Origin of the sequence: Zobellella denitrificans, assembly GCF_002237365.1 — a bacterium.
Classification (GTDB): domain Bacteria; phylum Pseudomonadota; class Gammaproteobacteria; order Enterobacterales; family Aeromonadaceae; genus Oceanimonas; species Oceanimonas denitrificans.
The window spans coordinates 61,354-84,271 of sequence record NZ_NMUO01000005.1; the positions used below are offsets into that span (position 1 = coordinate 61,354).

The 22,918-nt window shown below is 67.0% G+C and carries 20 protein-coding genes; 5 read left to right on the plus strand and 15 right to left on the minus strand.

Annotation, left to right across the window (positions count from 1 at the left end):
- Positions 1 to 102: 102 nt before the first annotated feature.
- The 9 genes from hxpB to CGX12_RS02360 form a co-directional block, all read right to left on the minus strand.
- Positions 103 to 765: a hexitol phosphatase HxpB gene (hxpB, locus tag CGX12_RS02320; RefSeq protein ID WP_094038285.1), complete on the minus strand. Its 663-nt coding sequence runs from the start codon at positions 763 to 765 to the stop codon at positions 103 to 105.
- 21 nt (positions 766 to 786) lie between these two features.
- Entirely contained in the window at positions 787 to 1,797 is a 1,011-nt protein-coding gene (locus tag CGX12_RS02325; protein WP_094038286.1) for a LacI family DNA-binding transcriptional regulator, read from the minus strand.
- Positions 1,798 to 1,838: 41 nt separating this feature from the next.
- A complete protein-coding gene (locus CGX12_RS02330) occupies positions 1,839 to 3,257 on the minus strand; it encodes a GH1 family beta-glucosidase (protein WP_094038287.1) in 1,419 nt (472 codons plus the stop codon).
- Between the two features lie 309 nt (positions 3,258 to 3,566).
- Positions 3,567 to 4,559, minus strand: a complete 993-nt coding sequence (locus tag CGX12_RS02335; protein ID WP_094038288.1) for a Vgb family protein — start codon at positions 4,557 to 4,559, stop codon at positions 3,567 to 3,569.
- A 165-nt stretch (positions 4,560 to 4,724) separates the two neighbouring features.
- Positions 4,725 to 5,717, minus strand: coding sequence for a Vgb family protein (locus tag CGX12_RS02340; RefSeq protein ID WP_094038289.1), 993 nt, complete (start codon positions 5,715 to 5,717; stop codon positions 4,725 to 4,727).
- A 76-nt stretch (positions 5,718 to 5,793) separates the two neighbouring features.
- Entirely contained in the window at positions 5,794 to 7,593 is a 1,800-nt protein-coding gene (locus CGX12_RS02345) for an ABC transporter ATP-binding protein (protein ID WP_094038290.1), read from the minus strand.
- Between the two features lie 83 nt (positions 7,594 to 7,676).
- The gene (locus tag CGX12_RS02350; RefSeq protein WP_094038291.1) at positions 7,677 to 8,258 is read right to left on the minus strand and encodes a hypothetical protein; all 582 of its coding nucleotides are present in this window, start codon (positions 8,256 to 8,258) and stop codon (positions 7,677 to 7,679) included.
- A 126-nt stretch (positions 8,259 to 8,384) separates the two neighbouring features.
- The gene (locus tag CGX12_RS02355; protein ID WP_094038292.1) at positions 8,385 to 9,593 is read right to left on the minus strand and encodes a CehA/McbA family metallohydrolase domain-containing protein; all 1,209 of its coding nucleotides are present in this window, start codon (positions 9,591 to 9,593) and stop codon (positions 8,385 to 8,387) included.
- Between the two features lie 136 nt (positions 9,594 to 9,729).
- Positions 9,730 to 10,122 (minus strand): SpoIIAA family protein, encoded by a 393-nt coding sequence (locus CGX12_RS02360; protein ID WP_094038293.1) that lies wholly within the window; start codon positions 10,120 to 10,122, stop codon positions 9,730 to 9,732.
- 167 nt (positions 10,123 to 10,289) lie between these two features.
- On the opposite strand from CGX12_RS02360, the gene CGX12_RS02365 reads away from it, so the two are divergent.
- Entirely contained in the window at positions 10,290 to 10,841 is a 552-nt protein-coding gene (locus CGX12_RS02365; RefSeq protein ID WP_094038294.1) for a DUF2939 domain-containing protein, read from the plus strand.
- A gap of 3 nt (positions 10,842 to 10,844) precedes the next feature.
- Here CGX12_RS02365 and CGX12_RS02370 read toward each other — a convergent pair whose 3' ends face one another.
- The 6 genes from CGX12_RS02370 to CGX12_RS02395 all read right to left on the minus strand — a co-directional run bounded on the left by CGX12_RS02370 (position 10,845) and on the right by CGX12_RS02395 (position 17,857).
- Positions 10,845 to 11,699: a CHAD domain-containing protein gene (locus CGX12_RS02370; protein ID WP_094038295.1), complete on the minus strand. Its 855-nt coding sequence runs from the start codon at positions 11,697 to 11,699 to the stop codon at positions 10,845 to 10,847.
- 49 nt (positions 11,700 to 11,748) lie between these two features.
- Positions 11,749 to 12,243 carry a SixA phosphatase family protein gene (locus tag CGX12_RS02375; protein WP_094038296.1) on the minus strand — a complete coding sequence of 165 codons (495 nt, stop codon included), beginning with the start codon at positions 12,241 to 12,243 and terminating at the stop codon, positions 11,749 to 11,751.
- Positions 12,240 to 14,939: a cation-translocating P-type ATPase gene (locus tag CGX12_RS02380; protein WP_094038297.1), complete on the minus strand. Its 2,700-nt coding sequence runs from the start codon at positions 14,937 to 14,939 to the stop codon at positions 12,240 to 12,242. Before CGX12_RS02380 ends, CGX12_RS02375 begins: the two co-directional genes overlap by 4 nt.
- A 121-nt stretch (positions 14,940 to 15,060) precedes the next feature.
- Complete coding sequence (locus CGX12_RS02385) at positions 15,061 to 15,624, minus strand: OsmC family protein (RefSeq protein ID WP_094038298.1); 564 nt, start codon at positions 15,622 to 15,624, stop codon at positions 15,061 to 15,063.
- Between the two features lie 196 nt (positions 15,625 to 15,820).
- Complete coding sequence (locus CGX12_RS02390; RefSeq protein ID WP_094038299.1) at positions 15,821 to 17,359, minus strand: sigma-54 interaction domain-containing protein; 1,539 nt, start codon at positions 17,357 to 17,359, stop codon at positions 15,821 to 15,823.
- 48 nt (positions 17,360 to 17,407) lie between these two features.
- The gene (locus CGX12_RS02395) at positions 17,408 to 17,857 is read right to left on the minus strand and encodes a MarR family winged helix-turn-helix transcriptional regulator (protein WP_094038300.1); all 450 of its coding nucleotides are present in this window, start codon (positions 17,855 to 17,857) and stop codon (positions 17,408 to 17,410) included.
- A 196-nt stretch (positions 17,858 to 18,053) separates the two neighbouring features.
- Between CGX12_RS02395 and CGX12_RS02400 the strand changes: the two genes are divergently transcribed.
- The 4 genes from CGX12_RS02400 (at position 18,054) to CGX12_RS02415 (ending at position 22,894) form a co-directional block, all read left to right on the plus strand.
- Complete coding sequence (locus CGX12_RS02400; protein ID WP_094038301.1) at positions 18,054 to 19,184, plus strand: homogentisate 1,2-dioxygenase; 1,131 nt, start codon at positions 18,054 to 18,056, stop codon at positions 19,182 to 19,184.
- Between the two features lie 142 nt (positions 19,185 to 19,326).
- Positions 19,327 to 20,313, plus strand: coding sequence for a fumarylacetoacetate hydrolase family protein (locus CGX12_RS02405; RefSeq protein WP_094038302.1), 987 nt, complete (start codon positions 19,327 to 19,329; stop codon positions 20,311 to 20,313).
- On the plus strand, positions 20,300 to 20,929 hold the full coding sequence (gene maiA / locus CGX12_RS02410; RefSeq protein WP_094038303.1) for a maleylacetoacetate isomerase: 630 nt from the start codon (positions 20,300 to 20,302) through the stop codon (positions 20,927 to 20,929). Before CGX12_RS02405 ends, maiA begins: the two co-directional genes overlap by 14 nt.
- Positions 20,930 to 22,894 (plus strand): acetoacetate--CoA ligase, encoded by a 1,965-nt coding sequence (locus CGX12_RS02415; RefSeq protein WP_094038304.1) that lies wholly within the window; start codon positions 20,930 to 20,932, stop codon positions 22,892 to 22,894.
- The last annotated feature ends 24 nt before the right edge of the window (positions 22,895 to 22,918 follow it).

Genomic DNA, 22,918 nt, shown 5'->3' on the forward strand with positions numbered 1-22,918 from the left:
GTGGTAATAAGAACAGGTGTTATTTTTAGCACGGTTCGTCCGACACCCGTCCCGACACCGAACGCCCCCAGGGCAGAACACCGGCAGCCCCGGCGCCCTCCCTCACTGCCCCAGCAGGCGTCGCACCTGGGGACAGTCGAAGTCGGCCAGGGAGGACAGCCGGAGATCGGCGATGCCGAAGCGCTGATCCCGGTACAGGGCCGGCTCGGGCACGCACAGCGCCGTCATCTGGGCGGCCTTGGCGGCGATAACGCCATTGACCGAATCCTCGATGGCCAGGCAATGCTGGGGCAGCACGCCCAGGGCGGCGGCGGCTTCCAGGTAAACCTGGGGATGGGGCTTGCCGAGCGGCAGGTGCTCGGCGGACACCCGCACCTCGAAGTGCTCGGCCAGCCCGAAGCGTTCGAGCACGGCGTCGATCAGCCGCAACGGCGAGGAAGAGGCCAGGCCCACCTTGAGCGGGGAACGCTTCAGCCAGCCCAGGGTATCGCGCACCCCGGCCATGGGGTCGTCCAGCCGCCGCACCTGGGCGATCACCTGCTCGATCATGGCCTCGGTCAGGGCATCGGCACAGGCCGGATCCAGCCCCTTGGTGCGCACCCAGCGCTGGCTGATCTCGTCGATGCGCAGACCCACGGTCTGGGCGCCGTCTTCCTCGGTGACGGTAAAGCCGAAACGCGCCCCCGCCTCCTTCTTGGCCTGCAACCACAGGGGCTCGGAGTCGACGATGACCCCGTCCATATCGAAAATAACCGCTTCAATCATGCCGTGCTCCTCGTTGCTGGTTTAATCACTGGTGTTCGGCGCCGTCACCGATTCCCGCAGGACCAGCCGCCCCCGAAAGCGCATGGGGGCCGGTGCCGGACGGCCCTCGGCCAGCTCCAGCGCCAGTTGCATGGCGTGCCGGGTCATGGCCTGGATCGGCAGCTCCACCGTGGTGAGCGCCGGCTGGCTGTAGGCCGACATGGGCTCGTTGTCGAAACCGGCCACCGATACCTGCTGCGGCACCCGGATGCCGGCCTCGTGCAACGCCCTGAGCGCCCCCACCGCCATGTCGTCGTTGAAGGCGAACAGGGCGGTAAAGGCCATGCCCCGCTCGAGCAGCCGCCGGCAGGCCAGGTAGCCCCCTTCCAGGTGGCTGTCGCCGTGTTCGATCAGTTGCGGATCGACCGCAATATCGTTCGCTCCAAGCGCGGCCCGGTAGCCCTCGAGCCGGGTCTGGCCGGTGGGAGCCTGGATGGGGGTGGTGATGCAGGCGATGCGCCGGTGGCCCAGGCCGATAAGGTGATCCATCATCAGCCGGGCGGCGCCGGCCTGTTCGAAGCAGACGCTGGGCCCCAGTTCTGCCGGCAGCTCCCGGTTGATCACCACCAGCGGAATGGCGAGCCCGGCCTTGAGCCCGGCAAGCTGCGCCTCGGACATAAAGCGGCTGTACAGCACGATGGCGTCGCAGCGCCGGTCGGCCAGCAGGTGCACCGCGTCCCGCTCACGCTCGGGGTCGTCGTGGCCGTCGGTCACGATCAGTTGCTTGCCGTGCTGCTCGGCGCTCAGGGCCGCCTGCTTGAGCAGGGTGCCGAAGTAGGCGCCCTCGAAGTCGGACACCACCAGCCCCAGGCTGTTGCCGCTGTTGTTGGCCAGGGCCCGGGCCAGGCTGTTGGGCCGGTAGCCGAGCTGGTCGATGGCGTCGAACACCGCGCGGCGGGTGGACTCCTTCACCTGGGCGGTGCCGTTCAGCACCCTTGAGACCGTGGCCTTGGAAACCCCGGCCAGTTTGCATACATCGGTTATGGTGGCCATTGCTGTTATCGGAAAAGGTGAAAACGGTGTAGAGAAAGAGGCTACAGGCCGGCGCCATGGGATCTTATCACCTCCTGGTACCAGAAGAAGCTCTTCTTGCGCTGCCGGGCCAGGTGGTTGTCCCGGTCGATATAGACGAAGCCGTACTGCTTCTGGTAGCCGTTGAGCCAGCTCAGCAGATCGGTGAAGGACCAGGGATAGTAGCCGCGCACGTCGGCGCCGGCGGCGATGGCGTCCGCCGCGGCCTTGAGGTGGCGGGCCAGGTAGTCGATGCGGGCGTCGTCCACCACTTCGCCGTCGATGATGGGATCCTTGGCGCCCAGGCCGTTCTCGGTGATGTACACCGGCACGTTGCCGTAGCGTGCTTTCAGTTGCAGTATGCCCTCGGTCAGGCCCCGGGGGTAGATTTCCCAGTCCCAGTCGGTGTATTCGCCGCTTGGGTTGCGCACGAACTTGAACAGCCCCCGAAAGCCGAACTCCCGGCCCGAGCCCTTTTCGCCGCTGGTATTGATGCGGGTGTTGTCCACGTCCGGGTTGGCGGCCACCAGCTCCCGCTTGTAGTAGTTGACCCCGATAAAATCGCAGAGATTGGCCCTGAGCAGTTCGGTGTCGCCCGGGGCGAACAGCGGCGCGCCGAGCGCCTCCTGGGCCCATTGCAGCAACTCGGCGGGATACTCGCCCCTGAGCACGGGATCGTAGAACCAGTGGGTGAAGCAGCCGTCGGCCAGTGCCCGGGCGGCGATGTCTTCGGACCTGTCGCTGGCCGGAGCATGGGGCTGCAGTACGTTGACGAAGCCGATGACCGCATCATGCCGCACCAGACCATCCTGTTTCAGCTCGCGAAAACGCTGTACCGCCCGGGCGTGGGCCAGGAACACATGGTGGCAGGCCTGCAGCGCCCGGGCCGGGTCGCGCACCCCGGGCGGGTGGGCACCGGTGATATAGCCCATGCCGATAAAGACCACGGTCTCGTTGAAGGTGGCCCACAGCTCGGCCTTGGCACCGAATTCCCGGTAGCACAGCTCGGCGTAGTCGGCGAAGGCGTCCACCGTCTCGCGGGATTCCCAGCCGCCGATGTCCTGCAGCGCCTGGGGCAGATCCCAGTGGTAAAGGGTGATCATCGGCTTGATATTGTGCCTGAGCAGCTCGTCGATCAAGGCATGATAGAAGGCCACGCCCGCCGGGTTGACGGCGCCCCGGCCCGCGGGAAACAGCCGGGTCCAGGCGATGGAAAAGCGATAGCTGGTGAGCCCCTGCTCCGCCATCAACGCCACGTCTTCCTTGAAGCGGTGGTAGTGATCCGCCGCCAGGTCGCCGTTGGTGCCTTCATGGGTGGTGCCGGGCAGGTGGGCGTAGAGATCCCAGATGGACGGCCCCTTGCCGTCGGCGTCGTGGCCGCCCTCCACCTGATAGGCGGCGCTGGCCGCGCCCCACAGGAACTGCTCGGGAAATACTGTCATGCTTGGCTCCTCGCTTGGAATGATCCGGGCCGGCCGGCTTCGTTGTCGCAACGGCCGATATGGGACCATCCTAACAGCAAAATGAAACCGGTTACAGAAACCGGTTTCATTTTTCTGGAGAGTTTGTGCGCAGACCCCCTTTATTGTGCTGCCATCGCCGCTGTAGGTGCCGCTTTAGCCGGCATGAACCAGCACGGCGGGCATGGGTGCCATATTTCCGCGATTTCCACCGTTGGCAGCTTTACGCCACGTAAACGGGCGCCTACAGGTGAGTTATCGCGTTGCTCAGGTTTTAAACTGAGCGGTGCACTAGGGCGCCAGCCGGACCTGGCCCAGGGTATTGGCGTCGGTGGCGAACCAGAGGCTGTCGCTGGCCGCGTGGTAGTGCAGGTGGCGCACGGCGCCACTGGGGCTGGGCAACGCCAGCTCGTGCAGGAAACGCTCGCCTTGGGTATCGAAACTCAGCAACCGCATCGCCCTGCCCCCCTGATCCGCCAGCCAGAGCCGGCCCTCGCCGTCCAGCGCCGAGCCGTAGGGCCGGGCCCGTCCTTCGCCGGGGATCGGCCACTCGTCGAAACTCCCCGACGACGGCCGATAACGGCCGACGATGCCGTTGGCGAAATCCAGGTACCAGACGTCACCGTTGCCGGCCACTTCCAGCCGCCGCACCCGTGCCCTGGGTCTGGGCAGGGTCACTTCGGTCAACGCCAGGGTCTCGGGGTCTACCCAGGCCAGCTTGTTGGTGCCGAACAGCGACACCCAGGGCCTTCCCTGGCCATCCAGCTTGATGTCGTAGGGCCGGGCGCTGACGGTAGGCACCCGTATCAGCTCCAGGGCGCCGCTCTCCGTATCCAACCGGCCTACCCGGTTGCTTTCGGGTGCGGTAAACCAGAGCTTGCCTCCTCCATCCAGTGCCAGGGTGTAGGGATCGCGCACCGCGGGGTTGCGGATGGGAAAGGTGACTATCTCCCCGCTCGCGGGCTCCAGCCGGCCGAGGCGGGCGTTGCGGTTGCCCGCGTACCAGACCCTGCCGGCGCCGTCCACCGCCACGCCATTGGGGTAGGTGCCCGATTCCAGTTCAATCCGCGCGAAGGTGTCGGTATCGGGATCAAACACCGCCAGGTAGTTACCCAGCTGGCCGCTGAACCAGACCCGTCCGTCCGGCGCCACGAAAGGATCCCGGGGACGGGTTCCGGCCCAGGGCACCTGCCATTCCTGGATGTGGGGGGATGCCACGGGGGCCTCCTGAGCCTCGGCGGTCAGCACCAGCCACAATCCCAGCAATGGATACAGGATCTTCATGTGCACCTCTCTCCCACGGAAAACGCCTTCTTAGTGTAGCCCTGTCGGCAAGAGTTCCATAAGGAGCCCAGAAGCTGGGAGGACGAGGATCCAGGCTACCGGGCTTCAGTGGCACAAAAAACCGGGCCTGGTGCTGGCCCGGTTTGTCGATGACGACAAGGGGTGCTAGGGCGCCAGCCGGGCCTGGCCCAGGGTATTGGCATCGGTGCCAAACCAGAGGCTGTCGCTCCCGGCGTGGTAGTACATGTGGCGCACCGCTCCGCCCTCGCTGGGGATGGTCACCGCCGGCAGGAAGCGCTCCTCGGCGGTATCGAAACCCAGCAGCCGCACCGGGCGGGAACCCACGTCCACCAGCCACAGCCGCCCGCGTTGGTCCATGCCGGAGCCGTAGGGCTGGGCCCGTCCCGAGGTGGGGATGGGCCATTCATCGAAGCTGCCCGCTGCCGGCCGGTAACGGCCGATCAGGCCGCCTGCGAAGTCCAGGTACCAGACCTCGCCGTTGGCGGCGATCTCCAGCCGGCGCACCCGGGCCTGCTCCCGGGGCAGGGTCACTTCGGTCAGCGCCAGCGTCCGCGGGTCTATCCAGGCCAGCTTGTTGGTGCCGAACAAGGCCACCCAGGGCCGGCCCTGGCCATCCAGCTTGATGCCGTAGGGACGAGCGTTGGGGGTCGGCACCTCCACCAGAACGATGTCGCCGCTGGCCATGTCCAGCCGGCCCACCCTGTTGCCGCCCTGGGCGGTAAACCAGAGCCCGCCACGGCCATCCAGCGCCAGGGTGTGGGGATCGCGCACCTGCGGATCGGGCATGGGGAAGGTGACTATCTCCCCGCTCGCCGGATCCAGCCGGCCGATACGGGCATTGCGGTTGCCGGCGTACCAGACCAGCCCCGCCTCGTCCACCACCAGGTTGTGGGGATGGGTGCCCGACTCCAGCTCGATGCGCCGGAACTGCCCGGTGCCAGGGTCGAACACCGCCAGGTAGTTGCCCGCCTGGCCGCAGAACCAGACCCGTCCGTCCGGCGCCACGAAGGGATCCCGCGGCCGGGTGCCGGCCCAGGGCACCGGCCACTCGCGGATGGCGGCGGGCCCGGGCGTCGCCTCCTCCGCCCCGGGCCCGAAGGCCAGCAGCAGGCCCAACAGCAGGAAAAGAAGTTTCATTAGGGCGCCTCCCGGCTGGGTTACACCCCCTTAGTGTAGCCGTACCGGGTGCCGAACCACCGGGTAACGGCCCGGCTCAGGCAAACACCCTTTCCTGCTCTTCCGTCGCCTCGCCGGTCTGCACCCGCCACTGGGCGGCGTAGAGGCCGTCCCTGGCCAGCAGCTCGGCATGGCGGCCCTGCTCGGCGATGCGGCCCTGGTCGACCACCACTATGTTGTCGGCGTGGACTATGGTGGACAGCCGGTGGGCGATCATGATCACGGTACGGCCGTGGGCAATCTTGCGCAACGAGCGCTGGATGGCGGCCTCGGTCTCGTTGTCCACCGCGCTGGTGGCCTCGTCGAGGATCAGCACCGGCGGATCCTTGAGCAGGGCCCGGGCCAGGGACAGCCGCTGGCGCTGGCCGCCGGACAGCCGCACGCCCCGCTCGCCCACCGGGGTATCCAGCCCCTGGGGCAGCCGCTCGATAAATTCCCAGGCTTCCGCCACCCGGGCGGCGGCGATCACCTCCTGCTCGCTCGCCTCGGGCCGGCCGTAGGCGATGTTGTCGCGGATGCTGCCCTCGAACAGGAAGACCTCCTGGCTGACCAGGCCGATGCTCCGGCGCAGGGCCTGCATCTCCAGCCGCTCTATCGGTTGGCCGTCCAGGTAGATGGCGCCCCGGTCCGGCTGGTAGAAGCGCAGCAACAGCTTGACCAGGGTGGACTTGCCGGAGCCGGTGGCCCCCACCAGCGCCAGGGTGGTGCCGGCGGGCACGGTCAGCTCGATGTCGTTCACCCCCACCCGGCTGGACGGATAATGAAAGCCCAGGCCCTCGAAGCGCACTTCCCCCTTCACCGGCCCGGCCAGGGGCTCGCCACCGTCCTGCACCCGCACCGGCGTGGTCAGCAGATCCAGGATGCGGCGGGTGCTGGCCATGGCCCGCTCGAACAGGTCGATCACCTGGGCCAGGCCGGTCAGCGGCCACAGCAGCCGCTGGGTCAGGAACACCAGCACCCCGTAGGCGCCCACGTTGAGGCTGCCGTCCAGGGTCTTGAGGCCGCCGAGGATAAAGGTGGCCAGGAAGCCCACCAGTATCGCCATGCGGATGATGGGGATAAAGGCCGAACTGATGCGGATGGCCTTGCGGTTGGCTTCCACATAGGCTTCGCTGCTCAGGCGCAGCCGCTCGGCCTCGCGGGCTTCGGCGGTGAAGCTCTTGATGGTGGCGATGCCGCCCAGGTTGTTGGACAGCCGTCCGGCCAGCTCACCCACCTTTTCGCGCACCTCGGCGTACACCGGGCCGGCCTTGCGCTGGAAGTAAAAAGCGCCCCAGATGATGATGGGAATGGGGGTGAAGGCCAGCAAGGCTATCTGCGGCGACAGCACCATAAACACGGCGCCCACCGCCACCACGGTGACGAATACCTGGATCAGGCTGTTGGCGCCGCCGTCGAGGAAGCGCTCCAGCTGGTTGACGTCGTCGTTCATGATGGACACCAGTTGGCCCGAACTTTTGGACTCGAAATAACCCATATCCAGCCGCTGCACATGCTCGTAGGCATCCTGGCGCAGATCCGATTGCAACCGCTGGGCCAGGTTGCGCCACAGGATCTGGTAGAGGTACTCGAACAGAGACTCACCGGCCCAGATAAAGAAGGTGAGCACGCCCAGCATCAGGATCTGCTCCTTGGGGGTGACGAAGCCGAGCCGGGCCACGAAGCTCTGCTCCTGATTGACCACCACGTCGATGGCGATGCCGATCAGGATCTCGGGCGCGATATCGAACAGTTTATTGAGGATGGAGCAGGAGGTGGCGGCAACGATGCGGCCGCGATAGCCCCGGGCATAGCGCAACAGGCGCCACAACGCCTGAAAGCTGGACGAGCTGGACATGAACAGGCTCCGAGCAGGAAACGAAGAAAGGCGCTAGCCTACCGGATCAGAAGGTCATATTAAAGCGAATCATTCTCATTGAATTAGCCACCGTCGGCCTGGATCCGGATCAACTGCCCCGCCTCCAGCCCGGCGGGATATTCCCCGGCGGCCAGGTACTTGTAGCCGGTATTGACCCCATATTCGGAGATGCCCAGGGCCTTCACCAGGGCAAAATGCCGTTCGTAGGCGAACAGATAGCCCTCCTCCCCCGAGGAAAGGCGCAGTATGCGCTCGATTTCCTCCGTCTGGGGGCTGCCGAAGGCCTCGGCCAGCCGCCCGGCGTTGCCTCCCTGGGGACCTATGGGTTCCGCATCCGGGTCCGGCTCAAACAGTTCGGGGGCCGAGTTGTACTGATCCACCACCCAGCCCCGTTCGCACAGGGCCAACAGCAGGATGTCGTCGTCATGATTCTGCGCCACCAGCACCGGCACCGCCAGCTCGTTCGACAGCCGGCAGCCCAGCGCCAGCACCACCTCCGGCTGCTGACTCTCGGCCGCTTCGTCCAGCACCACCACGCATCCCTTGTGGGCCGGGGTCACGAAGGCGTTGCGTCCTTGCAAGGCGGCCACCACCGCTTCGACATCGGTAGTGGCCAGGGTATGGCTGACATAATAACTTTCCATCCTAACGGCTCCCGGCTCGCTGGCTCCTGTTACTCCCTACCCTTTCAACATAGCCCGAAAACCCGGCTTCGTTGTCCCCACCAATGGAAAAGGGGCCCACAGGCCCCTTCTGAACGGTATGGCTCGCTACTTGACCCAAATCGGGTTGGAGTAGGCGCGGTTGCCCTGCTTGTCTTCCACTATCCACTGCATCCAGGTGCGGTTGGGGGGCACGGGCACACCGGTGCGGAACCACTTGGCGCCGTTGATATTCCAGCCGGCCACCTGCTTGCCGTCCAGCCAGACCTCGGCCTTGGCCAGGCCCACCTCGGAGCGGAACTCCACCTGGGTTTCGCTGTAGGGGGCGGCCACACCGCCGAAGTTGGTGGTCACCGGATAAATCTCGGGGCCGAAGCTCAGAAAACTGTGGCCCTTGGCGGCGGCGGTGGCGAAGTCGGCGCTGAGCCGCCCCTTGGGGGTATAGGCGTAAAGCTTGGCACTCTTCTGCCGGCCGTCCTTCAGCAATGGGCTGGCGCTCAGGTAGACCCGCTCGCCCCTGTCCCAGCGCTGGCGCATCACCGACAGGTAGGAGTCCAGGTTGCTGGCCGCGGGGTTCAGTTCGAACAGGCCCAGGCTGGCCTGGTCGCTGGCGATGGTGTACATCTCCTTGTCGGACAGCAGGCCGCCGAGGGAGCCGGCGCTCAGCCAGGCGCTGAACTCGCCGGCCTGGGACGGCTGGCGCGAGCGGCGCAGATCGTCGGTTTCATACAGCTCGCCCAGCGGGTTCTGGGGCTGGGCCGCGGTCCAGTGGTTCTGCACCATCCGCGTCACCTCGTTGTGGCTGGGTCCCGGCTGGGCCGGCTCGTTGCGCTGCAGGCGGTAGCCGGCGAACAGGGTGTCCTTGACCGGGCTCTGCAGCCGGGTGCTGAGCTTGATGCCGGGATAGTCGCGGCTGACCTCGTAGCGGCTCAGCAGAGTATGGCCGTTCCACTGGCGCTTCAGGTCGATCACCAGCCGTTCGGGACTGTGCTCGGTGATGGTGAGCGCGTCCAGGCTGAGTTCCCCGTCACCGGGCACGAAATCGAGGGATTCGATGCGATCCTTGCCGAAGACGCCGTTTTCCACCAGCGCCAGATCCACCAGGGCGCCCTGGCTGGCCGGAGAGATGGCGAAGGTGAAGTGGGGCGTACGCACCGTGATGTCCTCGGGCCCACGGGCGTTGCCGCCGGCGATCTGGGTGGGGCCGCGAACCAGTTCGATACCGGCGGGCGGCGTTCCCTGCTGGGCGGTGTTGGAAGAGCAGGCGGTGAGCACCATGGCGGCCAGCAGCGACAGACCGGATTTGTAAAAGCGCATCTTTTGGGAACCCCGATATAAAGGAACAACGACGGGCAAGAATTCTGACAGCTCTTTGCCAGAACTCAAGCGCTTCCGATGACGGCGGCGGTGGCAGCCGGAACCCGCTGGCCCCGGCCGCGACGAAAGAAGTCGTTCAGGGCTCTTCCTGCTCCAGCCAGGCCCTGGCCTCTTCCAGGTTCTCGAAGTATTGCACCTGGCTGCTCAGCATAAACCAGTCCGCCAGGGTCGCCAGCAGCTTCTCCCGCAGATCCACCCCCACTATCGCCAGCTTGCCGAACTCGTCGCCGTGCTTGCGGGTGAACTGGATATCCTCCCAGAAGGCCTTGGCTTCCCAGTGGTTGAAGTCGATCATGTCCACCAGTGCCCGGATCCTGGGGTTGTCCATGGTCGCCAGGGTCTGCTCCAGTTGCTGCTCCATCTCCCTGAAATCGTCGTAGGCGATGTCCCCGTAGATCTTGATGGTCAGATACAGGGTGTGCTCGTCCTGCTTGCGCATCTCGACGGCCATGCCGTGTGCTTCCAACATGATGTGTCCTCCTTCGGTGATTGCGGTCAGCCCTAAGTATGGACCCGCTCCCCGGTTATGTTGCGCCGGAAAGCGGGACAGGGCTTGATCCCCGTCAGCGTTTGCTCTTGCCAGCGGCGGCAATTAGCGGCAGCCTTGGCGTCTCGCCCTTATCGGAGTCTTTCCCCATGCGCACCCTGAAGCTTGTTCTCGTCCTGGCCGCCGTGCTGGCCCTCGGCTACGGCGTGGCCGCCCCCTGGCTCACCGTCTACCAGATCCGCGAGGCGGCCGACAACCGCGACGGCCGGGCCCTGGCCGAACACGTGGAATTCGACAGCGTGCGCCAGAGCCTGAAGGATCAGTTGAACGCGCGCATGCTGCGCGAGCTGGGCGACGACATCCGGCAGAATCCCCTGGCCGCCCTGGGCGCCGCCCTTGCCAATACCGTGGTGGACGGCCTGGTGGATACCTATGTGACCCCGGCCGGCATAGAGCAACTGATGCGGGGCGAAACGCCGGCCCCGGGCATTCCGCGCAGCGATCCGCCGCCCGCCGGCAGCGGCAGCGACACCGGCAAGCCCGAACGACGCAAGCCCTTTTCCGATGCCCGCATGGGCTACCGCTCGCTCAACCACTTCGTGGTCACCATGACCGACGACAGCGGCAAGCAGGCCGAGTTCATCCTGAGCCGCCGCGGCCTGGGCTGGAAGCTGACCGCCATAGTGCTGCCCCTGGACTGAGTCCTAGTCCCGCCGCCAGTGCTGCTTGAGGCGCTGGCTTATTTCCCGGGGCTCGTCGGCGAACAACGCCCGCCCCCCTTGCAGGGCCTGCCGGCGCAGCCGGGCACGCCGCTCGCCGATAACGGCCATCACAGCTCCTCCCGTCAGCTCCGGGACATGGCGCTGCTGCAGGGCGGCCAGCACCCCCAGATCGTGCTCATCGCCCAGCCATTCCCCCAGCTCCTTGAGCCGTTGTGACCTGGGTTGCAGCCAGTCCGGGGCCAGGGGCTGCAGCAACCGCAGCTGGTAGCCATGGTATTTCACCCACTTGCGCCACTGGTGCCAGGGCTCGGCCGGCTCCTCTCCGAGCAGTTGCCAGGCCGGCTCCCGGGCCTGCTGGTAGACGGTGCGAAAGCCGGCCCCCAGGGTGCGAAAACGCGGCTCGAACGGCGGCCAGCGGGACAGCCGCGACCGGCCATCCAGCAGGGCCGCCGCCGCCTGCCGGAGGAGCTTGCCCGGCTTTTTCACCCTGGCCGCCGGCAACAGGGGCAACAGCCGGCCGGTCAGCTCGGCCAGCTCCGGTTGTTGCCGCGCCAGCTGCTCCAGGAGCTGACGCTGCACCAGCGCATCGCGCAGGGGCGAGAGGCTGCGGGCAATATCCCGGAAATAGCGGTCGCAGGGGCGGAACCGGCGCCCCAGGGGCAGTTCGATCAGGCGCAGCAGGGCGCGCAGCTTCTTGATGCTCTTGCGCGCCTCGTGCACCGCCTCGTCCGGCTCGAGTTCTCCCAGCAAGCCCGCGGCGGCCTGCTCCAGCAGGCCGCCGGCATTGGCGCGCAGGCTCTGGTCCAGGGACTGTCGCAGATCCAGTTCAAAACCCATGGCAATGACTCCGTGTACGGGCCAGGCCCGATCGGAGGCTAAGTGTAGATCAGACCAGCCGTTTCGGAGTCTGGTACCACAGCAGCTCGCCGCAGCCCGCCTGCAATTCGTCCCAGCCGGCCACCGCCAGCCCCATATGCAGCACGGCGCAGGTGGGGAACTTGTCGTCCGGCCCGTCGCACAGCATCCGGCTCAGCTCGCCCAGGCCGGGCATATGACCCACCAGCAGCAGGTGGCCGACCGACGCCGGCTGGCGTTGCAGCAGCCTCAGCAGGCTGGCGCCGGACGCCTCGTAGAGTCCGGCAGCAAAGTCCATGTCGCTCTCGGGATAACCGAGGGCGACGGCGAACGCCAGGGCGGTGTCCCGGGTGCGGCGGGCCGGACTGCACAGCAGCAAATCCACCGGCGGCAACCGGGCCGCGGCGAAAGACGCCATCACCGGCAGATCCTTGCGGCCCCGTTCGGCCAGGGGCCGGTCGAGGTCGACCAGGGCCGGCTCGTCCCGGCTCGACTTGGCATGACGCACCAGGGTCAGCAGTTTCATTTTCCCTCCATCCTGACCAGTCGTTTTTCCAGCGCCAGCACCAGGAAGACCGCCAGGCCGATCCCTATGGTCAGCAGCACATGGTCCGCCGACAAGGGATGGGTACCGAACCAGGTCTGCATGATGGGCGTGTAGGTGAAGAAGAGTTGCAACGCCAGCACCACCGCCACCGCCAGCAGGGCCGGCCTCAGGCTGTGCCATCCCGCCCAGGCAGGGCTTTCGCTGTACAGGTGGCGTACGCTGAACAGGTACCAGACCTCCATGGCCACCAGGGTGTTCACCGCCAGGGTGCGGGCGTAGCCGACCTCGTGACCGGCGGCCAGGGACCACTGGAAGACCCCGAAGATGCCGATGGTGAACAGGATAGACACCAGCAGTATGCGCCATATCAGGAAGCGGGACAGGATGGGGGCGCAAGGGTCCCGGGGCGGACGGCGCATCACCCCGGGCTCGCTGGCTTCGAAGGCCAGGGCCATCGCCAGGCCGATGGAGCTGACCATGTTCACCCAGAGGATCTGCAGCGGCTCTATCGGCAGGGTCAGCGCCAGCAGCAGGGCCAGTATGATGGACAGGGACTCGCCGCCGTTGACCGGCAGCAGGAAGACGATGGCCTTCTTCAGGTTGTCGTACACGGTGCGCCCCTCATGCACCGCCCGGGTGATGGTGGCGAAGTTGTCGTCGGTCAGCACCATCTCGCTGGCCTCCTTCGCCGCCTCGGTACCGCCCTGGCCCATGGCCACCCCCACGTCGGCCCGCTTGAGCGCCGGGGCGTCGTTGACGCCGTCGCCGGTCATGGCCACCACGGCACCCCGTTCCTGCAGCGCCTGCACCAGGCGCAGCTTGTGCTCCGGCGTGGTACGGGCGAACACGTTCACCTCCGCCACCCGTTCGCACAGTTCGGCGTCGCTCAACTGCTCCAGATCCCGTCCGGTCAGCACCTCGTCGTTGTTGTGCAGCCCCAGCCGGGCGGCGATGGCCCCGGCGGTGATGCCGTGATCGCCGGTGATCATCTTGACCTGGATGCCCGCATGGTGGCACTCGGCCACCGCCGCTATGGCCTCGTCCCGGGGCGGATCCATCAGCCCCACCAAGCCGAGCAGCCGTAGCCCCTGCTCCAGCTGCCGGTGCTGCAATTCACCCTCGTCGTCGCCGGGCGCCAGCAGCTTGATGGCCACCCCCAGCACCCGCTGGCCGCCGGCGGCGACCTCCTCCATGACCCGCAGCCAGCGGCCCTGCTCCAGGGGCTGACCGCCGTGCTCTTCCCGGCACAATCCCAGGAGCACGTCCGGTGCCCCCTTGACCACCAGAAAATGGCTGCCATCGGGCCCCCGATGGCGGCTGGCCATGTATTTGTAGCGGGAGTCGAAGGGGATCTCGCCGCTGCGGGGGTAGCGCTGCTGCTGCTCGGCCGGATCCAGCCCCCCCTTGAGCGCCAGGGTCAGCAGGGCACCCTCCATGGGATCCCCCTCCACCCGCCAGCCCTGCTCGCCCCGCACCAGCTGGCTGTCGTTGCACAACACGCAGGCCTGCAGCAGGGGCGCCAGGGCGCCGGAGGGATGATCGACGCCGTCCAGCCGGTGCAGGGCTCCTTCGGGAGCATAGCCGCTGCCCTCCACCCGGTAGCGGGCATCGGCCAGCACCAGGCTGGCCACCATCATCTCGTTGCGGGTCAGGGTGCCGGTCTTGTCGGAGCAGATCACCGACACCGCCCCCAGGGTTTCCACCGCCGGCAAGCGGCGAATGATGGCCCGGCAGCGGGCCATGCGGGTCACGCCGATGGCCAGGGCCACGGTGAGGATGGCGGGCAGGCCTTCGGGGATGGCGGCCACCGCCAGGCTGACCACCGCCATGAACAGCATCTGGGGATCCTGGCCCCGCAGCAGGCCGAGCACGAAGACCAGCACCGCCAGGCTCAGGATGACCAGGGTCAGGGTCTTGGCGAAGCCGGTCATCTGCCGGATCAGGGGGGTGGTCAGCTCCTCCACCGTTGCCAGCAGCCGGTTGATCTTGCCGAGTTCGGTGCGCGCACCGGTGGCCACCACCACCCCCATGCCCTGGCCCTGGGTGATCAGGGTGCCGGAATAGAGCATGCCGCGCCTGTCCCCCAGGTCGGCGTCCTCCGCCACCGGCTCCCCGTCCTTGTCCACCGGCATCGACTCGCCGGTCAGGGCCGCTTCCTGGGCCTGCAACCGGCTGGCCTTCAGCAGGCGGATATCCGCCGGCACCTTGTCGCCGGCGGCCAGCCAGACCCGGTCGCCCGGCACCAGTTCAGCTGCATCGATGCGCAGCCGCTCGCCATCGCGGATCACCGTGGCCTTGGCCGACAGCATGGCGCGGATGGCCTGCAACGCCTGCTCGGCCCGCCCTTCCTGGATATAGCCGATGACCCCGTTGACCAGCACCACCGCCAGGATCACGCCGGTGTCGACCCAGTGCTGCATCAGCGCCGCCAGCACGGCGGCGCCCAGCAGGACGTAGATCAGCAGGTTGTGGAACTGGCGCAGCAGCCGGCGCCACCAGGGTGTGGGTGCCACCCCGGGCAACTGGTTGGGCCCGAAGCGATGCAGCCGGGCGCGGGCCTCGTCCCGGCCCAGGCCCGCGTCGGGACTGTCCAGCCCGGCCGCCACCGCCTCGCCCGGCTGGCTATGCCAGCGGGGGGAAGAAGGGGGGATGTTTTCCGTGGAGCCTCGGCTCATCGCTTACCTCTTGCTGCAGTGCACAATTCATTGTAGCCACTCTAGCAGTATAGTAATGACAAACCTTTGATATATCACAAGGAGGGTCGCGGCCGGGCCGGACAGGGCCCGGCCGCCCGGGTCAGACGACCCGTTCCAGCCTGACCGGCACCGGCCGGCAGACGGTGTTGCACACCGGCGAATGCTGGCGGGCATAGCCCATCAGATCCTCCAGCTCCTGATCGCTGCAGTCGGCGTCCACCTTCATGCGGATGGTGATCTGCTCGTAGCCGGCGGGTACGCCGTCGTCCAGGCCGAGCAGGCCATGCAGATCGATATCCCCTTCCAGTTCGGTGGACAGTGCGCGAATACGGATGCCGCGGGCGGCCGCGTGCAGCACCAGGGTGGTGGTCACACAGCCGGCCAGGGCATGCAGCAGGTATTCCACCGGGTTGGCACCCTCGTTGGCCCCCAGCAACACCGGCGGCTCGCCGTTGGTGAAGTGGAAGGGTTGGGTGCGGGAGTCGTCCTCCTGGCCGGCACCGTAAAAGTCCTGGATGGTGGAGCGGTTCTCACCGCCGCTGACCCAACGGTTGCGGGCCCGGAACTGGAAGCGGGCCAGGCCCGGCTGCTGCTGGATGGCGGCGATGGTGGTCATCATCTGGTCCTTGTCGAGACCGTTGATCATCTGGCTGTGGGTGTTCATGGCATTTCTCCTCGGTTACACAGGTTGGGCGATGGCGTTCGCCTCGCTTTCACTGTCGCAATCCCCGTGCCAGCCGTTGATGGAGAAAATTCACCTTATAATCAATTAGTTGTCATTTACTCCTGGTACAACGGAAGTCCCGATATGTCGTGTTTCACGATAATTCGGGTCGGCCGGCACGAGATCGGGGGAGACATCAGCGCAAGCCGATGGCCTTGAGGCGGGAACTCAGGGTATTGGGATGCAGGCCAAGCAGGGCGGCGGCGCCATCGGGGCCGGCAATCCTGCCCTGGCAGTGGGCCAGGGCCCGCTCCAGGTTGGCCTTTTCCAGCGCCGCCAGCTCCGCCGCGGTGAGGATGACGGCTTCGTCCGGTTCCATGGGCAAAGGGGGTGGCGACGCCTCGGGCAGGGCCCGGTCCAGGGCCAGCCGGCGACCGTCCGGGCTGATGATCAGCGCCCGCTCCAGCACGTTTTCCAGCTCGCGCACATTGCCCGGCCAGGGGTAGGCGCGCAGGCGACGCTCGTCCTGTTCGGTCAGGGTCGGCAGGGGCAGGCCATGACTGCGGGCGAAACGCGCGAGCAGCGCCCGGGCCAGCAACAGGATGTCGTCGCCCCGCTGCCGCAGGGGGGGAACCCGCAGCGGGAAGACGTTGAGCCGGTACCAGAGATCCTCGCGAAAGCTGCCTTCCGCCACCATGGCCGCCAGATCCCGGTGGGTGGCGGCGATAAGGCGCACGTCCACCTTTTCGGTGCGGCCGCCGCCCACCCGCTCGAACTCCCCCTCCTGCAGCACCCGCAGCAGCTTGGCCTGCAGATCCGGCGGCATCTCCCCCACCTCGTCGAGGAACAGGGTGCCGCCGTCGGCCTGTTTGAAACGGCCGTCCCGGCGCTGCAGGGCGCCGGTGAAGGCCCCCTTCTCGTGGCCGAAGAATTCACTCTCCTGCAGTCCGGGGGCGATGGCGGCACAGTTGACCCGGACAAAGGGCATGGCGGCCCGCCCGCTCTGGCGATGCAGGGCGCTGGCCACCAGCTCCTTGCCGGTGCCGGTTTCGCCGCAAATAAGCACAGTGGTATCGAGCCCCGCCACCCGCCGCAGCTCCTCCCGCATCCGCCGCATGGGCGGGCTTTCGCCCAGGATCTCCGCCTCGCCCTGCAGCCGTGCTATGTCCTCCCGCAGCTGGCGGGCCTCTTCTGCCAGGGTGCGCAGCCGGGTTTCCCGCTCGGCCAGGGCCTGATCCCGCCACAGCCGGGCCAGCTCGGCCGAGGCCCGGGCGGTGAACAGCCGGAACACCGAGAGCAGGGCGGCACTGGCCGCCAGGGGCTTGTCGTCCAGCACCGCCAGGTGGCCGAGCACCACCCCGTTGGCATCCTGCAGGGGCTGGCCCAGGTAACTGACCGCGCCCAGGGCCGGCAGATCCGGGTCCCGGGGATAGAGTTCGATCACCCGCTCCGCCACCAGGGTCGGCTCGCAGCGGTTGATCACCGGCTCGCAGGGGGTGCCGCCGATATCGTATTCGTACCCCTCGATATAGTGGTCGTCGAACCAGAACGCCAGCGCCCGCAGCCGGCGGCGGGCCGGCCGCCACTCGGTGACCCAGGCGCCCTTGACCCCGAGCATCAACGCCAGTTGCCGCACCAGCTGCTCGAAAAAGGCCTGGCCCGAGCTGCCGGCCAGGCCATGCACCAGGGCATCGAGCAGCCGCTGGTCGAAGACGGGACGATCGGTGACGGACATGGGGAGACCTCCGGTGACGGCACTCCCCCAAGTATAAGGCAGGCGGGGCTACAACTCGTCCAGCCGCCTGAGCAGCCGATCCAGGCCGTTGACCAGATCCCGGTATTCGGACGCCGACAGGCAGTCGATCAGGTTCGCTTCCCATTCCAGCACCCGGGGCACCATGCGCTGGTACAGCTCCTGCCCTTCCGGCGTCAGCCTGACCAGGGCGGCGCGCTGATCCTCCGGCATGGGGGTGCGCTGTATCAGCCCCTTGTCCTCCAGCCCCTGCAGGCCGCGGGATACCTTGACCTTGTCCATGCTGCTGATGGCCGACAGATCCCGGGCGATCACCTGCTCCCGGTAGCCGATGGCGGCCAGCAACCGCCACTCGGGCCGGCTGACGCCGAACTCCCTGGAATACAGTTCGGCCAGCCGGCTGCCGACCCGTTCGGCGGTCAGCACCAGCTTGTAGGGGACGAAATCGTCCAGTACGAAATGGGTTTTCTTCTGTACCACGCCACATCCTTCGGTCTAGGGCCGGAAATGGAAAACAGTGTAACTATTTTCTGCCGGAAACACGTAGCGAAAAGCGCACCTCCCCGAAAAAACCCCGTTTAATTTACTATATTTTAACAATAGCACTTGAAATATCCATCGCAGCCATGGATATTAGTAACAAATGCAACCAAATATCCTGAGGGAGAGCAGGCAGATGCGTCACTGGTTCCAATTCCCCATCCGCGAGGGCGACACCTCGCGCCAGGCCCACTGCGACATGCCGGCGGGCACCTTCGAGCGGGAAATCGGCAAGGAGGGTTTCTTCGGCCCGGCCACCCATATGTACCATGAGCACGCCCCCACCGGCTGGAGTGCCTGGGAAGGCCCCCTGCGCCCCCGCGCCTTCGACACCAACCGGCTGACACCGCCGGGCCAAAGCCCCTGGGATGCCGCCCCCCTGCTGCACAACGCCAGCGTCAAGGTGCGGCTCTGGAAGAGCGAGCACTCCATGGATCACCTGGTGCGCAACGGCGACGGCGACGAGTGCCTGTTCGTGCACCAGGGCAAGGGCTGGCTCTACTGCGACTACGGCCGGCTGGCCTTCGGGGATGGCGACTACCTGATCCTGCCCCGCTCCACCACCTGGCGGCTGGAGATCGAGGAGCCGGTGACCCTGCTGATGATCGAGGCCAGCAACGGCTCCTACCTGAACGCCGAGCGCGGCCTGGTGGGCGCCCACGCCATCTTCGACCCGGCGGTGCTGGAATACCCGCGCATCGACGACGCCTTCAGGGCCCAAAGCGCCCAGGCCGGCGAATGGCAGGTGCGGCTCAAGGCCCGGGAGCAGATGAACCGCATCACCTTTCCCTTCAACCCGCTGGACGCCCGGGGCTGGAAGGGCGATCTCACCGTGTTCCGGCTCAACTGGCGCGACATCCGCCCGCTGATGAGCCACCGCTACCACCTGCCGCCCTCGGCCCACACCACCTTCGTCGCCAACGGCTTCGTGATCTGCACCTTCGTGCCCAGGCCCATAGAGTCGGATCCGGGCGCGCTCAAGGTGCCCTTCTACCACAACAACGACGACTACGACGAGGTCATCTTCTACCACAAGGGCAACTTCTTCAGCCGGGACAACATAGAGGCGGGCATGATCACCCTGCACCCCTGCGGCTTCACCCATGGCCCCCATCCCAAGGCCTTCGCCGCCGGCGCCAGGCACGCCCGCACCGAGACCGACGAAGTGGCGGTGATGATCGACACCCGGCTGCCGCTGGACGTGGCCGAACTGCCCGAGGGGGTGGAAAACCCGGATTATGTGAATTCCTGGCAGGTGAAGGGCTGATAGCAGGAAGCTGGAAGACATCTTACACAAGCTACTGACAGACTTGCAGAGTGGTTTGAGCAGGCAACACAAATGCCCTTTGACCGACTTCTTCGAAGTATTCAGACAACTTTGCCAACAAATTGAAGTTAAGGAGATTATTGTGAAACTAGCCTCTCTCAAACAGGGCCGCGATGGCCAGCTGATCGTGGTGTCCCGGGATCTGAGCCGGGCGGTGCAGGCCGGGACCATCGCCCCCAGCCTGCAGGCGGCGCTGGACAACTGGGCCGAGGCCGAACCCAGACTGCAGGCCCTGTACCGGCAGTTGAACGAGGGCGCCTGCGCCGACAGCTTCCCCTTCGACCAGGCCGCCTGCGCCTCGCCCCTGCCCCGGGCCTACCAGTGGGCCGACGGCAGCGCCTACGTCAACCACGTGGAGCTGGTGCGCAAGGCCCGCGGCGCCGAGATGCCGGCCAGCTTCTGGACGGATCCGCTGATGTACCAGGGCATGTCCGACGGTTTTATCGGCCCGCGCGAGGACATCCGCCTGGCGGACGAGGCCTGGGGCATCGACTTCGAGGGCGAGGTGGCGGTGATCACCGGCGACGTGCCCATGGGCACCCCGGCGGAGCGGGCCGGCGAGCACATCAAGCTGCTGATGCTGGTCAACGACGTCTCCCTGCGCAACCTGATCCCCCACGAGCTGGCCAAGGGCTTCGGCTTCTTCCAGTCCAAGCCCGCCTCCTCCTTCTCGCCGGTGGCGGTGACCCCGGACGAGCTGGGCGACCACTGGCGGGAGCACAAGGTCCACCGCCGGCTGCGGGTGCACCTCAACGACGAACTGTTCGGCGAGCCCGACGCCGGTACCGACATGACCTTCGACTTCGCCCAACTGGTAGCCCACGTCAGCTTCAACCGGGCACTCTGCGCCGGCTCCATCATCGGCTCGGGCACCGTCTCCAACGTGGATCGCAGCACCGGCTCCTGCTGCCTGGCGGAGCGGCGCATGCTGGAGATCCTCGACCAGGGCCAGGCCAAAACCCCCTTTATGAAGTTCGGCGACCGGGTGCGCATCGAGATGCTGGACGAGGCCGGCCACTCCATCTTCGGCGCCATCGACCAGCGGGTGGTAAAACATGAAGCTCTATGACTATCCCCGCTCCTCCGCCGCCTACCGGGTGCGGATCGCGCTCAACCTGAAGGGGCAAACCTTCGAGGCCGTCCCCGTCAACCTGCTGGAGGGAGCCCAGCGCGGCGAGGACTACCGCGCCCTCAACCCCACCGGCCTGGTGCCCAGCCTGGACACCGGCGAGGGCCTGCTCGGCCAGTCCCTGGCCATCATCGAATACCTGGACGAACGCTTCCCCGCCCCGCCCCTGCTGCCGGCCGGGGCCTTCGCCCGCGCCCGGGCCCGGGCCCTGGCCCTGCAGGTGGCCTGCGACATCCACCCGCTCAACAACCTGCGGGTGCTGCAATACCTGGTGCGCGAATTCGGCATCGATGAACAGCAGAAGCTGGCCTGGTACCACCACTGGCTGCAGCAGGGCCTGGCCGCCCTGGAGCGGCAGTTGACGGAGACAGACTCTCCCTTCTGCTGCGGCGACACCCCGGGACTGGCGGATATCTGCCTGGTGCCCCAGCTCTACAACGCCCGCCGCTTCGGCCTGGATCTCGCCCCCTACCCGCGGCTGGTGGCCATAGAGGCAGCCTGCCTGCGGCTGGAGGCCTTCGCCGCCGCCCATCCCGACCATCATCAGGAGGCCTAGATGAATACCGATCATGCGCCCCTCTGGCGCCCCGACCGGGCCCGCATCGAGCAGAGCCGGCTCTGGCGCTTTATCGACGAGCTGAACCGGGAGCAGGGTCTGGCCATCGAAGACTTCGCCGGCCTGCACGCCTGGTCGGTGCGCAACAGCGATAACTTCTGGAGCCGGCTGTGGGACTTCGCCGGCGTGATCGGCCACAAGGGAGATGTATTGCTGCAACGGGGCCAAAGCCCCGAGCAGGATCTGTGGTTTCCCGAGGCCAGGCTCAACTTCGCCGAAAACCTGCTGGCCCAGGCCCACGCCTTCGCCCGGGAGGACGCCATGCTGTTCCAGGCCGAGGGCCAGGGACACCTGCGGCTGAGCTGGGCCGAGCTGGAAGCCCAGGTCGCGGCCCTGCGCGCCTGGCTCGAGGCCGAAGGCATCGGCCCCGGCGACGTGGTGGCCGGCTACCTGCCCAACCTGCCGGAGACGGTGATCGCCATGCTGGCCACCGCCGCCCTGGGCGCTATCTGGACTTCCACCTCGCCGGACTTCGGGGTCGACAGCGTCATCGACCGCTTCGGCCAGACCCGGCCCAAGGTGCTGTTCAGCGCCGACGGCTACCGCTACAACGGCAAGCTGCACGACACCAGCGCCAAGGCCAGGGACATAGTGGCGGCGCTGGACAGCGTGCGTCACTGGGTGCAGATCCCCTATATCGGCCGGCACCGGCTGGGCCCGGACGACGGCGCCTTACACTGGCCCGAGCTGCTCGAACGCCACCGGGGCCAGCCACCACGCTATACCCCCATGCCCTTCAACGCGCCGCTCTACGTGCTCTACTCTTCCGGCACCACCGGCAAGCCCAAGTGCATCGTCCACGGTGCCGGCGGCATGCTGCTCAACCACCTCAAGGAGCACCAGCTGCACTCGGACGTCCGCGCCGGCGATAGGGTGCTCTACTTCACCACCTGCGGCTGGATGATGTGGAACTGGCTGGTGTCCGCCCTGGCCAGCGGCGCCACCCTGCTGCTGTACGAAGGCTCCCCCTTCGCCCCGGACGGCCGGGTGCTGTGGGACTGGAGCGAGCGGGAGGGGGTCACCCTGTTCGGCACCTCCGCCAAGTACCTGGAGGCGCTGGAGAAGCAGCATATCCACCCGGCCGACAGCCACGATCTCGGCGCCCTGCGCACCCTCTGCTCCACCGGCTCCACCTTGGCGCCGGAGCAGTTCGACTACGTCTACCGCCATATCAAGGCGGATCTGCAGCTGGCTTCCATCTCCGGCGGCACCGATATCTGCGGCTGCTTCGTGCTCGGCAACCCCATCAGCCCGGTGTACCGGGGCGAGTGCCAGGGCCCCGGCCTGGGGCTGGACGTGCGGGTGTTCGACGACCAGGGCCATCCCCTGGTCGGCCAGCGGGGCGAGCTGGTGTGCCGCAACAGCTTTCCCAACCGGCCGCTGGGGTTCTGGGGCGACGAGGACGGCAGCCGCTACCACGCCGCCTACTGGGCCACCTGGCCCGGGGTCTGGCACCACGGGGATTTCGTCGAGCTGACCGGGCACGGTGGCATGCTGTTCTACGGCCGCTCCGACACCGTGCTCAACCCGGGCGGGGTGCGCATCGGCACCGCCGAGATCTACCGCCAGGTCAACCAGTTCGAGCAAATCCAGGACTCGGTGGTGATCGGCCAGCACTGGCAGAACGACGTGCGGGTGGTGCTGTTCGCGAAGATGGCCCCGGGTGAAGCGCTGACCGAGGAGCTGGAAGACGCCATCCGCGAGCGGATCCGCCGCCAGTGCACGCCCCGCCACGTGCCGGCCCGGATCCTGGCGGTGGCCGACATTCCCAGGACCAAGTCGGGCAAGACGGTGGAGCTGGCGGTGCGCAACGTGGTGCACGGGGAGCCGGTGAAAAACATCGGCGCCCTGGCCAACCCGGAGGCGCTGGCGCTGTTCCGCGACCTGCCCGAGCTGGCCCGCTGACCGGCCGGGAGCCCGGCTCCCCGT

What these genes read in the sequence shown, in the direction of transcription:
- hxpB (WP_094038285.1), bottom strand. Translation starts at nt 765, where the DNA reads ATGATTGAAGCGGTTATTTTCGATATGGACGGGGTCATCGTCGACTCC.
- CGX12_RS02325 (WP_094038286.1), bottom strand. Translation starts at nt 1,797, where the DNA reads ATGGCCACCATAACCGATGTATGCAAACTGGCCGGGGTTTCCAAGGCC.
- CGX12_RS02330 (WP_094038287.1), bottom strand. Translation starts at nt 3,257, where the DNA reads ATGACAGTATTTCCCGAGCAGTTCCTGTGGGGCGCGGCCAGCGCCGCC.
- CGX12_RS02335 (WP_094038288.1), bottom strand. Translation starts at nt 4,559, where the DNA reads ATGAAGATCCTGTATCCATTGCTGGGATTGTGGCTGGTGCTGACCGCC.
- CGX12_RS02340 (WP_094038289.1), bottom strand. Translation starts at nt 5,717, where the DNA reads ATGAAACTTCTTTTCCTGCTGTTGGGCCTGCTGCTGGCCTTCGGGCCC.
- CGX12_RS02345 (WP_094038290.1), bottom strand. Translation starts at nt 7,593, where the DNA reads ATGTCCAGCTCGTCCAGCTTTCAGGCGTTGTGGCGCCTGTTGCGCTAT.
- CGX12_RS02350 (WP_094038291.1), bottom strand. Translation starts at nt 8,258, where the DNA reads ATGGAAAGTTATTATGTCAGCCATACCCTGGCCACTACCGATGTCGAA.
- CGX12_RS02355 (WP_094038292.1), bottom strand. Translation starts at nt 9,593, where the DNA reads ATGCGCTTTTACAAATCCGGTCTGTCGCTGCTGGCCGCCATGGTGCTC.
- CGX12_RS02360 (WP_094038293.1), bottom strand. Translation starts at nt 10,122, where the DNA reads ATGTTGGAAGCACACGGCATGGCCGTCGAGATGCGCAAGCAGGACGAG.
- CGX12_RS02365 (WP_094038294.1), top strand. Translation starts at nt 10,290, where the DNA reads ATGCGCACCCTGAAGCTTGTTCTCGTCCTGGCCGCCGTGCTGGCCCTC.
- CGX12_RS02370 (WP_094038295.1), bottom strand. Translation starts at nt 11,699, where the DNA reads ATGGGTTTTGAACTGGATCTGCGACAGTCCCTGGACCAGAGCCTGCGC.
- CGX12_RS02375 (WP_094038296.1), bottom strand. Translation starts at nt 12,243, where the DNA reads ATGAAACTGCTGACCCTGGTGCGTCATGCCAAGTCGAGCCGGGACGAG.
- CGX12_RS02380 (WP_094038297.1), bottom strand. Translation starts at nt 14,939, where the DNA reads ATGAGCCGAGGCTCCACGGAAAACATCCCCCCTTCTTCCCCCCGCTGG.
- CGX12_RS02385 (WP_094038298.1), bottom strand. Translation starts at nt 15,624, where the DNA reads ATGAACACCCACAGCCAGATGATCAACGGTCTCGACAAGGACCAGATG.
- CGX12_RS02390 (WP_094038299.1), bottom strand. Translation starts at nt 17,359, where the DNA reads ATGTCCGTCACCGATCGTCCCGTCTTCGACCAGCGGCTGCTCGATGCC.
- CGX12_RS02400 (WP_094038301.1), top strand. Translation starts at nt 18,054, where the DNA reads ATGCGTCACTGGTTCCAATTCCCCATCCGCGAGGGCGACACCTCGCGC.
- maiA (WP_094038303.1), top strand. Translation starts at nt 20,300, where the DNA reads ATGAAGCTCTATGACTATCCCCGCTCCTCCGCCGCCTACCGGGTGCGG.
- CGX12_RS02415 (WP_094038304.1), top strand. Translation starts at nt 20,930, where the DNA reads ATGAATACCGATCATGCGCCCCTCTGGCGCCCCGACCGGGCCCGCATC.